Source organism: Paenirhizobium cremeum, from assembly GCF_022884085.1.
GTDB lineage: Bacteria > Pseudomonadota > Alphaproteobacteria > Rhizobiales > Rhizobiaceae > Allorhizobium > Allorhizobium cremeum.
Genome location: NZ_JAGGCS010000001.1, coordinates 324,182 through 338,066, shown reverse-complemented (window position 1 = coordinate 338,066; position 13,885 = coordinate 324,182). Strand labels below are relative to the sequence as shown.

The window sequence follows — 13,885 nt, the reverse complement described above, 5'->3', positions numbered from 1 at the left end:
TGGGCAGGCTGCCGGCATCGAGACTGGAGTACCCGATGGCATTTTGGAAGCAATTGCTGCTCAGTGTTGTGGCGATCGTGCTTTGTCTTTTGGGATGGTTATGGTTCGTACCCGGCGCAACAGCACTCCTTGCGCGGGCAGGCGTTCCGCATTCGGTGATCGCCATGATCGGACCGAGTAGCGAGACGCCGCAAAGCGCTGCCGGCAAAGGCCAGGGGCAGGGCGGCGGCCGAAACGGCAATGCCGCACCATCGGTGGTCGTACAGAATGTGAAGCTCGGGCTGGTGAACGACCGCCTTTCCGCCATCGGCACCGGCGATGCCATCCAGTCCGTAACGGTGATGCCGCAGGTGGCGGGCACGCTTCTCGAGATCAACATCAAGTCCGGCGACAAGGTCGCCAAGGGGCAGGTGATCGCGCGACTGGAGAACGAGGAACAGCGCATTGCCCGCGACCAGGCGCAGGTGGCGCTGAAAAGCGCAACGGAAAAGTCGCAGCTCTACACCAATCTCAAATCCAGCGTTTCCCGTATCGAAGCCTTTGATGCGGAGATCGCGCTTGAGACGGCGAAGCTTGCGCTCGCCTCCGCCGAACTCGAACTGAAGCGCCGCGACATCGTGGCACCGATCGATGGCATCGCGGGGATCGTGACCGTCAATCCGGGTGACAACGTCACCACCTCGACGGCGATTGCGACAGTCGACGACCGTTCCGAACTGCTGGTGGATTTCTGGGTGCCGGAACGTTTCGCGCCGATCATCAAGGTGGGGCAACCGGTGAATGCCACGGCGGTGGCCCGCCCCGGAAATCTCTACGACGGCAGCGTGGAGGCCGTCGACAACCGGATCGACGAAGCGAGCCGCACGCTCCGGGTTCGTGCGCGTATCGGCAACGACAACGACGACCTGAGGGCCGGCATGGCCTTTACCGTCATGATGACTTTCGAAGGAGAGCGCTATCCCGCCGTCGATCCGCTTTCCGTCCAGTGGGACAGCGAGGGCTCCTTCGTGTGGCGCATCCTTGAAGGCAAGGCGGAACGCGTGCCGGTGAGGATCGTGCAGCGCAATCCGGATGCTGTGCTGGTGGAAGCGGCGCTTGCCGAAGGAGATCGCGTCGTAACCGAAGGCGTCCAGCGTGTCCGGGCCGGGAGGGCCGTGCAGATCATGGGTGGCAATGCCGAGGCGCCGCAACCGGCGAACGGCGAAAAACCGGTGGCCAGCCGATGAGCGATATGACGAACGCGCCGGAAGAAGAGACTGCCGGGACCAAGGAGCCCAAGGCCGCGCCGGACGTGCAGGCCGGATTCACGGCACTTTTCATCCGCAGGCCGATCTTCGCGGCGGTCGTCAATGCGCTCATGGTGGTTGCGGGCCTTGCGGCCTTCTCCGGCGTCGAAGTGCGCGAACTGCCCGATGTCGACCGGCCCGTCATCACGGTCCGCACGACGTTCGACGGTGCATCGCCCCAGACGGTCGACCAGCAAGTGACGACCGTCATAGAGGGTGCCGTGGCGCGCGTCGCGGGGCTCAAGGCGCTCTCGTCGTCCTCTTCGTTCGGTAATAGCCGCGTGACACTGGAATTCACCGATACGACGGACCTCAATGTGGCGGCCAGCGACGTGCGGGACGCCATTGCCCGCGTCAGCTACAGCCTGCCCGACGACGCCGACGAGCCGCGTATCGTCAAGGCTGACTCCGATTCCGATCCGATCATGCGGCTTGCCGTCACCTCCGACCGGATGAACATCGAGGATTTGACGCTTCTGGTCGATAACGAAATTTCCGACCGGCTGGCCTCGGTCGAGGGCGTCGCCGACATCGAGCTTTACGGCGAACAGGAGAAGATCTTCCGGGTGGACGTCGACCAGTCGGCGCTCGCGAGCCGGGGGCTGACCATCGCGTCGCTGGCGACGGCACTTTCCGATATCGCCTTCGATGTTCCCGCCGGTTCCATCACCAGTTCGACCCAGGATATCGTGGTGCGCGCGACGGCGGACCTCAGGACGCCGCAGGACTTCGCGAACCTGATCGTTCAGGACAAGGTGCGGCTCGGGGACGTCGCGACGATCACGTTCGGACCGGACCTGCGCAGCACGGCGCTGCGTTCGAACGGCAAGGCAGGCATCGGGCTTGGCGTCATCCGTCAGGCGAAATCGAACACGCTCAGCATCTCGAACGGGATCAAGACCGCGGTCGCGGCGATGCAAAAGGAATTGCCCGAGGGGACGCAGATCCGCATCACAAGCGACGATGCGGTGTTCATCCGCGGCTCCATCGATGAAGTGGTGAATGCGCTGGTGCTTGCCGCGGTGATCGTCATCGGCATCATCTATCTCTTCCTGCGCGACTGGCGGGCGACCCTCATTCCGGCGATCACCATGCCGGTATCGCTGATCGGCACGCTGGCGGCGGTCTATCTGGTCGGCTTCTCTATCAATATTCTGACCCTGCTGGCGATCGTTCTGGCGACCGGCCTGGTGGTCGACGATGCGATCGTGGTTCTGGAAAACATCGTCAGGCGGCGGGCGCAGGGTCTCGGACCGCGGGCGGCGGCCGTACTCGGCACGCGAGAGGTGTTCTTCGCCGTCATCGCCACGACGGCGACGCTCGCGGCCGTTTTCGTGCCGCTTTCCTTCCTGCCTGGACAGGTCGGAGGGCTGTTCCGGGAATTCGGTTTCGTTCTCGCCTTCTCGGTGGCGCTTTCGGCCATCGTGGCGTTGACGCTTTGCCCGATGCTCGCTTCCCGCATGTTGACGACGCATGCGGTCGAGCACCACGGGGGACTGCTCGGGCGCTTCGGCGATGCTTTCTCCACCTTTTACCGGCGGGCCCTGCGCGCCTGCCTCAACACGCCGGTGGTGGTATTCGTGGTGGCCGTGGTCTTTTCCCTTGCCGCTTTCGGCGCCTTCTCCATGATTACCAATGAACTCACGCCGCGCGAGGACCGTTCGACGGTGACGCTGCGGGTGACGGCGCCGCAGGGCGTGAGCCTCGATTACATGCAGGACCAGATGCGCCGCATCGAGGAGGCGCTGAAGCCGCTGCGCGACAGCGGCGAGATCGTCAACCTGTTCTCGATCTCCGGGTTCGGCAGCAATACCAACAGCGGCTTCATGGTGCTGACGCTTGCGCCCTGGGGAGAACGGGAACGCAGCCAGGACAGCATCGTCCGGGACATCAACAAGGCGACGGCGGGCATTCCCGGGGTGAATGCCTTCGCCCAGCAGCCGAACAGCCTGCGGATTCGTGGCGGCGGCAGCGGTCTGCAGTTTGCCCTCGTCGGTTCGAGCCATGAACAGCTGACGGAAGCGGCCATCAAGGTGGTCGCCGCACTCGAGGCGGATGGCAGCTTCGACAATCCGAGGCTGACAAACGACATCAGCCAGGCCCAACTCGGCGTCAGTATTGACCGGGAGCGCGCCGCGGATCTCGGCATCAACATCACCGGCCTTGCCCAGGCGCTGCAATCGCTGCTCGACGGGCGTTCGATCGGCGATGTCTACATCGACGGCGAATCCTATCCGGTGAAACTCACTTCGACGACGCGGCCGATCGACGATCCGACAGATCTCGAGAACATCTTCCTCAAGACCGGTGACGGCAAGATCGTACCGATGTCCGTCATCGCAAAATTGCAGGAAAAGGCTGTCGCGCCAAACCTTCAGCGCGAACAGCAGCTTGCCGCGGTGCAGATCACGGCAGGTCTCGGTCCGGGACTTTCGCTGGGATCGGCGCTTGAAAAGGCGCAGACCATCGCCGGGCCTTTGCTGCCGCCTGGCGCACGCATCCTGCCGCTGGCGGAGGCCGCGACGCTCAGCGAGAACACCGGCGGTATGGGCATCACCTTCGGCTTTGCCATCGTCATCATCTTCCTGGTGCTGGCCGCGCAGTTCGAGAGCGTGCTTTCCTCGGTTATTATCATGGCGACGGTGCCGCTGGGGCTGGCCTGCGCGGTCTTCGCCCTGCTGTTCACCGGCACCAGCCTTAACGTCTACAGCCAGATCGGTCTCGTGATGCTGGTCGGTATCATGGCCAAGAACGGCATCCTGATCGTCGAGTTCGCAAACCAGTTGCGCGACCGCGGGCAGGATGTGCGCGAGGCGATCGAGAATGCCGCCAATATGCGTCTGCGGCCGGTGATGATGACGATGATCGCCACCATTCTCGGCGGCGTGCCGCTGGTTTTCGCCCATGGTGCCGGCGCGGAAGCCCGCATTGCGCTCGGCTGGGTCATCGTCGGCGGATTGGGGCTCGCGACCGTGGTGACCCTGTTCGTGACGCCGGTTGCCTATCTGGCGCTTGCCCGCTTCGCCAAGCCGCACGCCCATGAAGAGGAACGGCTGCAACGGGAAATGGCCTTTGCCGCTTCGGTCGAGGCGGGCGAATGATCCGCGGTCGAGCCAGGGTGGTCGAGCCGGAAAGGAAGCCAACATGACGAAACGGGAAATTGAGGTTGCGACATCCGACGGTATCGCCACCGCCCATCTGTTCGGCACAGCCGCAACAGGGGCCGGCGTGATCCTTTACATGGACGCTTTCGGTCCGCGGGAAGCGCTCTTCCGCATGGCGGAGCGTTTGGCGGGTGAGGGGTATACCGTACTGGTGCCGGATCTCTTCTACCGCTTCGGAGCCTACGGGCCGTTTGATGCGACGACTGCGTTCAGCACGCCGGAGACTGCAACGCAGCTCAGGGCCATGATCGGCGGCACCACGCAGGCGATGACGGCCGCCGATACGGGTTTCTTCCTGGCCGCACTGAGGCAGGCCGGGGCGACCGGACCGGTCGGGGTCGTCGGCTATTGCATGGGCGGCAGCCGGGCGCTCACCGCCGCCGGCACGTATCCGGACGATATCGCCGCTGCCGCGAGCTTCCATGGCGGCAATCTTGCAAGCGAGGCGCCCGATAGCCCGCACTTGCTGGCGGACAGGATCCGCGCCAGAGTCTATGTCGGGACAGCCGGCGTCGACGGTTCGTTTTCACCGGAGCAGTCCAACCGTTTCGTCGATGCCTTCCGCCGCGCCGAAGTCGATTTCGTGCTGGAGAACTATGTCGGCATGACCCATGGCTGGTGCGTTCCGGACCATAGTGTCTATGACGAAGGCGGCGCGGAGCGCCATTGGCGACGGCTCATCGTCTTTTTCGCTGAGACGCTGAAGACGCGGTGACCGACGGCAGCCGCCTTCCCCGGCCGGGACATGCTGCACTGGACAAAGGCCCCTTGCTGTCCCATAGCTTCGCCCCGAAAGAACGGCTGCGAAACGGCCGCGGAATGCAGGAGATGCGGTCATGGTGATGAAGGATGTGGTGCCCGGTATTCGTAACGAGGAGGGGATCGCCAAAGTCCTCGGCATCCTGAAACAGGAATTCGGCGAGCGTTTCCAGACCGGGCAGTCGTTTCGCGAACAGCATAGCCACACAACGACCTACCTGCCGTCGCAACTGCCCGACGGCGTGGTTTTCGTCGAAAGCTCCGAAGATGTGAAGACGGTGGTGCGGACCTGCGCCGCTCACAAGGTTCCCATGATCCCGTTCGGCACCGGCTCCTCGCTGGAGGGCCACGTGAATGCGCCGAGCGGCGGTATTTCGGTCGATTTCAGCCGGATGAACCGGGTGATTGAGGTCAACCCGGAAGACCTCGACTGCACGGTCGAGCCGGGCGTCACGCGCGAGGAGCTGAATGCCTATCTGCGTGACACGGGCCTCTTCTTCCCGATCGATCCGGGTGCGAATGCCTCGATCGGTGGCATGGCCTCGACGCGCGCCTCCGGCACCAATGCGGTGCGTTACGGCACGATGAAGGAAAACGTGCTGGCGCTGACCGTCGTTACCGCCGATGGCGAGGAAATCAGGACGGCGCAACGGGCGCGGAAATCTTCCGCCGGCTATGACCTGACCCGACTTTTCGTCGGAGCGGAAGGGACGCTTGGGATCATCACCTCGATCACGCTGAAGCTGCAGGGCATCCCTGCCAAGATCAGCGGCGGCGTCTGCGCCTTTCCGAGCCTGAAAGCCGCCTGCGATGCCGTTGTGATGACGATCCAGATGGGCATTCCGGTTGCCCGCATCGAACTGCTCGACGAAATGCAAATGAAGGCGATCAACGCCTATTCGAAGCTTGCTTATCCGGAAAAGCCGACGCTCTTCCTCGAATTTCACGGCACGGAAGAGACGGTCGCCATACAGGCCGAACAGTTCCGGGAAATCGCCGCCGAATTCGGTTCCGATGAATTCCAGCACACCAGCAATGCCGAGGAGCGGGCTCAGCTCTGGAAGGCGAGACACAATGCCTACTGGGCGGGAAGGGCGCTCGCTCCCGAACTGAACGGCCTCTCGACCGATGTCTGCGTGCCGATTTCTCGGTTAGCCGAATGCGTGGCCGAGACCCAGGCCGATATTCGCGAAACCGGGCTTCTGGCGCCGATCGTCGGGCATGCCGGCGATGGCAATTTTCATGTGCTGATGCTGTTCGACGACAAGAAACCGGACGACCTCGCACGCAGCGAGGCTTTCATGGCGCGGCTCAACGCCCGGGCGCTTGCGATGGGCGGCACCTGCACCGGCGAGCATGGGGTGGGGCAGGGCAAGATGACCTATCTCGCGCAGGAATTGAGTTCGGCTCTTCCGGTCATGCGATCGATCAAGAAGAGCCTCGATCCGGACAATATCTTCAATCCCGGCAAGATCTTCCGGCTGTAAAAGCCAATCCTTGCAGTTGCCGCAGGGCAAAATACGGGTAGTCTTGCCGCGAAACCGACCCATGCCGAAAAGTGTTGAGCGGTGTTGCGGCAACGGCATGGGATAAAATGAGAACGCAAAGCGTAACGGCGAATCTGAACGATTGCCACACGCTTTGAAGTTGCCGCGAATGTGAATGGAGTGGGCAGGTCGTGATCGGACGCTTACTGGTTTTCCTCGGCGGGCTTTTGGTCGTGGCGCTGTTTGCGGCGCTGCTCGGGCCGATGTTCGTCGACTGGACCGATTTCCGCAAGGATTTCGAGGACCAGGCCAGCCGTATTCTCGGCAAGAAGGTAACCGTGCATGGCGAGGTCAATGCCCGCCTGCTGCCTTTTCCTTCCGTCACCCTGCATGACGTGACGGTCGGCCCCGACAGCGAAGGTGCGCCGCTCGTCACCGTCTCGCGCTTTTCGCTCGATGCGGAACTTGCCCCCTTCCTTTCCGGTGAGGCGCGCATCTTCGACATGCGCATCGAGGAGCCGAAAGCGCGCATCCGGCTTCTGGCCGACGGCACGCTCGACTGGCTGCGCGGCTCCAGCGCGGAGATCCCGGCGCGCACCGTGGTGCTCGAGAAGGTGCATGTCACGGGCGGCGAGATCGAATTCATCGACGAGCAATCCGGCCGGACGCGAAAGGTGAGCAGCCTCGACGCAGAGATGACGGCGGCATCCCTCGCGGGTCCCTGGACCGCCGATGGCAAAGCCGTGGTAGACGGCGAGGCGGGCGGTTTCCATCTTTCCAGCCAGCAGCCCAATCCGGCAACAGGAGCGGTTCCGCTCAAGCTTCGGTTCGATCCGGACAACCGGCCGTTCAACCTGGACCTCGAGGGGGACCTGTCACTGGTCGACGGGAGACCGATCTACAAGGGACGTTTCCAGGGCCAATGGCTGGACGCCCATGTGGAAGAGGCTCCCAACGAGCGCAAGACGGCGGCGCCGCGGGTCAAGGGTGCATTCGAGCTTACCAATGAGCGCATCGTCGTTCCAGAGTACCGACTCGAACTTGCCGAGGCCGATAATCCTTATGTCATTACCGGCGAGGCAAAACTCGATACCGGGGCGCAGTCGGAATTCCTGCTGACGGCGGAGGGGCAGCAGGTTGACGTTAACCGGTTGGCGAACGAGGGCGCGAAAGGCAAGACCGGGCGTAATGCCGCGGGCTCCGTTCGACAGCGTCTCAACCTGCTGATCGCGATGGCTGCCGATATTCCGATCCCCAGCGTGCCGGGGCGGGCGAACCTGAAGCTTCCGGCTATCGTGGCAGGCGACACCGTCTTGCGCGACATTCAGATCGACGTTCGCCCTGCGGGCACCGGCTGGACCGTCGAGCGCGCAGCGGCCATCCTGCCCGGCCGCACGCAGGTGGAGGCGAAAGGCAAGCTGGTGCTCCGGGGATCGCCGTCATTCAGCGGCGACCTGCTTGTCGCATCGACCCAACCCACGGGACTTGCCTCGTGGATTTCCGGCACCGTCGATCCGGCGATCCGGCAACTGAAATCGGCCGGCTTTTCCGCAGCCGTCAATCTGACGCCGGATACCCAGCGTTTCGAGAAGCTGGAACTTGCCATCGGCGAGGCGCATCTCAACGGCCGTCTGGAGCGGCAGTCGGTCAATGGTCAGCCGGCAACGCTGTCGGTCGATCTCTCGGGAAACGAAATCGATCTCGATGCGGCGCGGGCGCTCGGCGCGCTCATCGTCGGCGACGACCTCGACAACGGCGTGTTCGCCCAGCGGATCGCCACCCGCATGAAGGTCGGCAAGCTCGTCGCCTACGGTGTCGAGAGCCGCGATGTCGATACGATCTTCACGCTCGACAGCGGCAGCGTTTCGGTCGAGCGGCTGAATATCGGCGATGTGGCGGGCGCTTCGATACGGGTTAGCGGATCGGCGAGCGGTTCCCTGCTGGATTATACCGGCAAGGCGCAACTGTCGTTCGATGCTGCTGATCCCACTCCGTTCCTCGCGATGATCGCGGGTCAACTTCCGCCGCATCCGGCTCTGGCGCGGCTGGTCGAGAGTGCGCCCTGGTATGCAGATGCAAGATTGCAGGCAAATGTATCGCTCGGCGATGCCGGCGGGAGCGGCCTGACCGCGAAGCTCACCGGCACGGCCAATGGCAGCAGCATTACGCTGTACTATGCCGTCGACGATATTACCGATTTCACCGGCACGGCGGCGTTGAAGATGAGCGCCACGCTGGAAAATCCGGAAGCTCAGATCCTTCTGGGACAGGCCGGGCTCGATCCTCTGCCGGTCGGAACCGGTGTTGCGGGCCGCCTCGCTCTGGACATCGACGATCGCGGCACGGAACCTGCCGATGTCGCATTGCGCTTCACCGCTCCCGGTACGGAGGCGACGGCGACTGGCAAGGTGTCGCTCGATGCAGCGGATTTTCTCGCCGGCAGCGGTAGTATTTCCGTCCGCAGCAGCGATCTTGAACCTTATTTGATGGCGGGTGGCGTCGTGATGCCGTCGACCGGCTCCGGCCTACCAGCGGAATTTGCGGCCGAGGTGAAGATCTCGGATCGTCGGGTTTCGTTTGACGGGATCAGGGCTACGTTGGACGGGAATGCATTGTCGGGCACGCTCGCAGCCGACTGGACGCAGGCGCAGCCGAAGGTCGAGGGGCAGGTCAAGGCCTCCCATGCGGATGTCGCCTGGCTTGCGGAGACGGTCCTCGGACCGATGACCGATCCCACGACCAACAAGCTCTCCGAGCAGGCCCTATCGGTTCAACAGAACGGGCCCGATCTTGATCTTGCCCTGAATGTCGATGCCTTATCCGCCGGTCCTGCCAAGCCCGTTTCGGGTCTTTCAGCGAGACTACGCCGGACCGGCGGCGAGTTGTCGCTCGACGAGATCAAGGGGCGCTGGTTCGATGGCGAACTCACCGGCCGATTGATGATTGCGAATGCCGGAGGCACGGGGCTCTACCAGAGTCGGCTCACGCTTGCCGGCGGCGACCTTGTCGAAGCGTTACCGAGGCAGGATGGAGACGCGCAGCCGGCGGCCACAGGCCGGTTCGATCTCGATATCGTCACCGAGGCGAGCGGCAAGACGGTATCCGAGCTCTTCGGTTCGACCAATGGCTCCGGCTCGGTGAAGCTCGATACCCTCACGGTTTCCAAGCTCAATCTCGGGCTTCTGCCTCAGGTGCTGGCGGCGGCGGATGGTATCCAGGGCGACATCACGGAAGACAGGGTGAGAGACATCGCCGGGGGATTGATCGACGCCGCTCCGGGTACGTTCCGCGATGTCGCCATTCCCTTCAACGTTACCGATGGGGTCCTGCGGGTCCAGAACGTGACGCTCGAAAGCCAGACAGCAAAGCTCAACGGCGAAGCGCGCGTGGACATCGTCGACGGCACAATGGATGGCGTCGTCCAGGTGGCGCTCGATGCCGGCGACGAAGCGCTGGCCGGAGCGGAGCCCGGCTTTCGGCTTGCCTATGCCGGCGCAGTCGCCTCACCCATCCGAGAGGTTGAAGTCGGAGACCTCACCAACTTCCTGTCGCTTCGCGCCTTCGAACGGGAACGCCGCCGGGTCGAGGCGTTGCAGTCGAACGTTCTGGAAAAGCAACGGCTGAGGCGCGAGGTGGTCCTGCACCGTTACCGGGAGGAGGAGCGCCGGAAGGCCGAGGAAGAACAGGCGAGACTGGCAGAGGAGGCCCGGCAGAAGGCGGAGGCGGAGAGGTTGGCCGCGGAGGAGGAAGCGCGGCGGCGCGCCGCAGAAGCCGCTCCGCAAGGCGATGCCGCGACGACGGGCGGGGAGCCGGCCGGCGAGGGGACGATACCAACTCCGGGATTGCCTGTATCTCCGGACGAGAAGGTCACGCGCGACAACCTTCCTCCCGCGGCGCCGCTGCAGTTCGATACTCTTCCGGGCGTCAACTGAGCCTTTACTGACCGGATGAACGTTTGCCATCGGGTCCGGTTTTTCCGGACGTCAGGTTTCGGCGTCAGCCTGTCTTTGGGGAGAGCGAAGGCGGTCGCGGTACACGACTTCGCGCTGCTTCCTACGGTCTTTGCGCCATCGTCTTCAACCAGTTCAGAACGTAGAGCCGCAGCGCCGACGAAAGGTTGGCCGTCGGATCGCGTGTTTCGTCGATCTCGGTGATGAGGGCGGCGAGCGCCATGCAGCGTTCGCCGGCGATCGCTCTCAATTCGTCCATGAAGGCATCTTCCAGCGAGAAGCTGGTTCGATGGCCGTGCAATGTCGCCGAATGCTTGCGGATCACGGATGCCTCATCCGGTCGTCTGGTTTTTGCGAAAAAGAGTCCGGAAGCGGCGCGAAGTGTCTGGCGCGGAATCGTTTTCCGCGATGCCGTCACTCGGGCTTCGGACGGTCCAGACGCCCCTGGTCGAGTGTCTTTTCGGCTTTCCTGTTGAGTGCGTCGGTCAGTTGCTTCTCGGCCTTGGTGCGGCCGAAGGAGATACGATTCTGCTCGGCCTTCGCTTCCTTTTCGGAACGTACCTTGGTCTTCCTGAACTGGCGGAGATTGACGACGTCTGCGCTCATCTTTGATGTTCCGGCGGCTGGAAGAGGACGCCTCTTGGAGGCGCCCCGGATCTCAGATCACTGCTTCTTGCGGAATGCGTCGAGGGAAACGACGGAACCTTCCTTCTTCTCTTCGGCCGGCTTTTCAGCCGTTTCTTCCGTGTGTTCGGCGACAGCGGAGACGGGATAGGCGGTGATCTCCGCGCCTTCCTCGTCTTCTTCCGCGAGCGGCACGTCGAATTCGAGCTCGAAGTTCACGGAGGGATCATAAAAACCGCGAATCGCGTTGAACGGAATGACCAGCTTTTCCGGTGTGTCGGAGAAGGAAAGCCCGATTTCGAACTGGCTGTCGGAAACCTTGAGGTCCCAGAACTGGTGCTGGATGACGATGGTCATCTGCTCGGCGTATTTGGCCTTCAGGTGCTGGGAGATGCGCACGCCCGGCGCCCCGGTCAGGAAGGTGATGAAGAAGTGGTGGTCACCCGGCAGACGGCCGGTGGCTGCGACCTCCGTCAAAACCTTGCGGATGACACCGCGCAGCGCGTCCTGAGCCAGAATGTCGTAGCGAATATGGTCCTGCGCCATATGGTCCTGTCTTTCTTTCCTGTGACGTCTTTCCACGGCTATATGCCATGGCGCCGGACAGCGGGAAAGCCCCCGGTGACGAGTCATATCGGGAGACAATACATGATTTTGGCGGAAGGGGGTAGGCGAGGAAGAATGAGGGAAAGGAGTTAGGTGAAGGCTTCTGTTGCCAGGTGCCTTCGAACCCCGCCTCAAGGGGCTAACCTAGAGGGCTTTAGTGTGGGTTTCCCGCACCGCCATTAGGCAGCGAGAGCGTAACCCTTAGCGTTGTTGTCGTTTGCAACTACACTTGTGACCCGATAACGGCGGTATCATGCCGAGCAAAAGTTCGATCTTTACGCCCTTGTCGATCCTGTTTCGCCCCCATCAAAAGCCGGTCATCGCGACCGACCGGTTTTTGGTGGAGGCGCCGGGTACCGCCCCCGGGTCCAATAGGTTTATTACACCGACCGTTTATTGCCATAGCCGGCCCGAAAGCCGGCAGGAGTGATATAGGTGTTTCCTGTCATATTGAAAAGGGGGGCGGCAGCTCTTTCCGGTCATCGGGTCAGGGGAAGCCAAGAATGTCCGAGGCCTGCGATAACCGGGGGAAATCCGATCCGCATCTTGGTTCCCAGACGTCGGGACACTATACTGCGGAGCCTTTCCCTTGAGTCGAATGACGGAACAATGAAGCAGTATCTCGATCTCCTGAAGCACGTGATGGACAACGGAACCGACCGTGGCGACCGGACCGGCACCGGCACGCGCTCGGTCTTCGGCTACCAGATGCGCTTCGATCTTGGTCAGGGCTTTCCCGTTCTCACCACCAAGAAACTGCATCTCCGCTCGATCATCCATGAACTGCTGTGGTTCCTGAGAGGGGACACCAATATTGCCTACCTGCACGAGCACGGCGTCACCATCTGGGACGAATGGGCCGACGGGAACGGCAATCTCGGGCCGGTTTACGGTGCGCAATGGCGTTCCTGGCCGACCGGTGACGGCGGTCATATCGACCAGATCGCCAATCTGGTGGAAGGCGTCCGCAAGAACCCCAGTTCGCGCCGACATATCGTTTCCGCCTGGAACCCGGCAGAGGTGGACAATATGGCGCTGCCGCCCTGCCACTGCCTGTTCCAGTTCTATGTGGCGGATGGCCGGCTTTCCTGCCAGCTTTACCAGCGCTCCGCCGATATCTTCCTCGGCGTGCCGTTCAACATCGCTTCCTATGCTCTCCTGACGATGATGGTGGCGCAGGTGACGGATCTCGAGCCCGGCGATTTCGTCCACACGCTCGGTGACGCCCATCTCTACGCCAATCATTTCGATCAGGCGAGGCTGCAGCTTTCCCGAACGCCGAAGCCCTTGCCGACGATGCGGATCAATCCGCAGGTGCGCGACATCTTCTCGTTCCGCTTCGAGGACTTCAGCCTCGAAGGCTACGAGGCCGAGGCAAGCATCAAGGCGCCGATCGCCGTCTGATATCCAGGACGGGTATTCACGAAAGACAGGAAATGTCCAATCCCGAAATTGTGATCGTGGTCGCGATGGCGGCCAACAATGTGATCGGGCGCGATGGCGACATGCCCTGGAAGCTCTCGACCGACCTCAAGCGCTTCAAGGCGCTCACCCTGGGCAAGCCGCTGGTGATGGGGCGGAAGACTTTCGAATCCGTCGGCGGCAAGCCGCTGCCGGGGCGGCCGCATGTGATCGTCAGCCGTGGCGCGGAGATCGCCATGCCGGACGTCTCCATGGCGCACAGCCTCGAAGAAGCCCTTGAAAGAGCGAGGGAAATTGCGATCGAAACCGGTGTCGACGAGGTTTGCATCGCCGGCGGCGGCGAGATCTACCGGCAGGCATTGCCATTCGCGGATGTTCTGCACGTGACCCATGTCGAGGCCGAGGTCGACGGCGATACCGTTTTTCCCGAGATAGACCCGGCACTTTTCGAGAAGGTGCAGGAAACGTCGGTTCCCGCCGGTGAGAAGGACAATTATCCCACGCGCTACGCCGTCTATCGGCGCCGCACTGCGGCATAACGTATTATTTTCCCTAACTGCAGAAGAAGTTAGGTACTTTCCGTTGAA

10 protein-coding genes and 1 other RNA gene are annotated in these 13,885 nt (G+C 62.6%); 7 read left to right on the top strand and 4 right to left on the bottom strand.

Annotation, left to right across the window (positions count from 1 at the left end; genetic code table 11):
• The first annotated feature begins 35 nt into the window (after nt 1-35).
• The 5 genes from J5N58_RS01685 to J5N58_RS01665 all read left to right on the top strand — a co-directional run bounded on the left by J5N58_RS01685 (nt 36) and on the right by J5N58_RS01665 (nt 10,628).
• Entirely contained in the window at nt 36-1,226 is a 1,191-nt protein-coding gene (locus tag J5N58_RS01685; protein WP_244709349.1) for an efflux RND transporter periplasmic adaptor subunit, read from the top strand.
• A complete protein-coding gene (locus tag J5N58_RS01680) occupies nt 1,223-4,387 on the top strand; it encodes an efflux RND transporter permease subunit (RefSeq protein WP_113437554.1) in 3,165 nt (1,054 codons plus the stop codon). The genes J5N58_RS01685 and J5N58_RS01680 overlap by 4 nt, the downstream gene beginning before the upstream one ends.
• A gap of 43 nt (nt 4,388-4,430) precedes the next feature.
• Nucleotides 4,431-5,165, top strand: a complete 735-nt coding sequence (locus J5N58_RS01675) for a dienelactone hydrolase family protein (protein ID WP_113443503.1) — start codon at nt 4,431-4,433, stop codon at nt 5,163-5,165.
• 121 nt (nt 5,166-5,286) lie between these two features.
• Nucleotides 5,287-6,696 (top strand): FAD-binding oxidoreductase, encoded by a 1,410-nt coding sequence (locus tag J5N58_RS01670; RefSeq protein WP_113443502.1) that lies wholly within the window; start codon nt 5,287-5,289, stop codon nt 6,694-6,696.
• A gap of 191 nt (nt 6,697-6,887) precedes the next feature.
• Nucleotides 6,888-10,628 (top strand): AsmA family protein, encoded by a 3,741-nt coding sequence (locus tag J5N58_RS01665; RefSeq protein WP_244709347.1) that lies wholly within the window; start codon nt 6,888-6,890, stop codon nt 10,626-10,628.
• A 121-nt stretch (nt 10,629-10,749) separates the two neighbouring features.
• Here J5N58_RS01665 and J5N58_RS01660 read toward each other — a convergent pair whose 3' ends face one another.
• From J5N58_RS01660 to ssrA, 4 genes are all read right to left on the bottom strand, one after another.
• Nucleotides 10,750-10,971, bottom strand: a complete 222-nt coding sequence (locus J5N58_RS01660; protein WP_113466369.1) for a ribbon-helix-helix domain-containing protein — start codon at nt 10,969-10,971, stop codon at nt 10,750-10,752.
• 89 nt (nt 10,972-11,060) lie between these two features.
• The gene (locus J5N58_RS01655) at nt 11,061-11,252 is read right to left on the bottom strand and encodes a DUF4169 family protein (protein ID WP_112828064.1); all 192 of its coding nucleotides are present in this window, start codon (nt 11,250-11,252) and stop codon (nt 11,061-11,063) included.
• Between the two features lie 57 nt (nt 11,253-11,309).
• Nucleotides 11,310-11,816 (bottom strand): SspB family protein, encoded by a 507-nt coding sequence (locus tag J5N58_RS01650; protein WP_113339028.1) that lies wholly within the window; start codon nt 11,814-11,816, stop codon nt 11,310-11,312.
• A 152-nt stretch (nt 11,817-11,968) separates the two neighbouring features.
• Nucleotides 11,969-12,337: a transfer-messenger RNA gene (gene ssrA / locus J5N58_RS01645) on the bottom strand.
• Nucleotides 12,338-12,485: 148 nt separating this feature from the next.
• Here ssrA and J5N58_RS01640 point away from each other — a divergent pair.
• Together J5N58_RS01640 and J5N58_RS01635 are read left to right on the top strand one after the other, a co-directional pair.
• Nucleotides 12,486-13,280 carry a thymidylate synthase gene (locus J5N58_RS01640; RefSeq protein ID WP_113424942.1) on the top strand — a complete coding sequence of 265 codons (795 nt, stop codon included), beginning with the start codon at nt 12,486-12,488 and terminating at the stop codon, nt 13,278-13,280.
• Between the two features lie 32 nt (nt 13,281-13,312).
• Nucleotides 13,313-13,837 (top strand): dihydrofolate reductase, encoded by a 525-nt coding sequence (locus J5N58_RS01635; protein WP_113424941.1) that lies wholly within the window; start codon nt 13,313-13,315, stop codon nt 13,835-13,837.
• Nucleotides 13,838-13,885: the final 48 nt, after the last annotated feature.

What these genes read in the sequence shown, in the direction of transcription:
- J5N58_RS01635 (WP_113424941.1), top strand. Translation starts at nt 13,313, where the DNA reads ATGTCCAATCCCGAAATTGTGATCGTGGTCGCGATGGCGGCCAACAAT.
- J5N58_RS01655 (WP_112828064.1), bottom strand. Translation starts at nt 11,252, where the DNA reads ATGAGCGCAGACGTCGTCAATCTCCGCCAGTTCAGGAAGACCAAGGTA.
- J5N58_RS01680 (WP_113437554.1), top strand. Translation starts at nt 1,223, where the DNA reads ATGAGCGATATGACGAACGCGCCGGAAGAAGAGACTGCCGGGACCAAG.
- J5N58_RS01650 (WP_113339028.1), bottom strand. Translation starts at nt 11,816, where the DNA reads ATGGCGCAGGACCATATTCGCTACGACATTCTGGCTCAGGACGCGCTG.
- J5N58_RS01685 (WP_244709349.1), top strand. Translation starts at nt 36, where the DNA reads ATGGCATTTTGGAAGCAATTGCTGCTCAGTGTTGTGGCGATCGTGCTT.
- J5N58_RS01640 (WP_113424942.1), top strand. Translation starts at nt 12,486, where the DNA reads ATGAAGCAGTATCTCGATCTCCTGAAGCACGTGATGGACAACGGAACC.
- J5N58_RS01675 (WP_113443503.1), top strand. Translation starts at nt 4,431, where the DNA reads ATGACGAAACGGGAAATTGAGGTTGCGACATCCGACGGTATCGCCACC.
- J5N58_RS01670 (WP_113443502.1), top strand. Translation starts at nt 5,287, where the DNA reads ATGGTGATGAAGGATGTGGTGCCCGGTATTCGTAACGAGGAGGGGATC.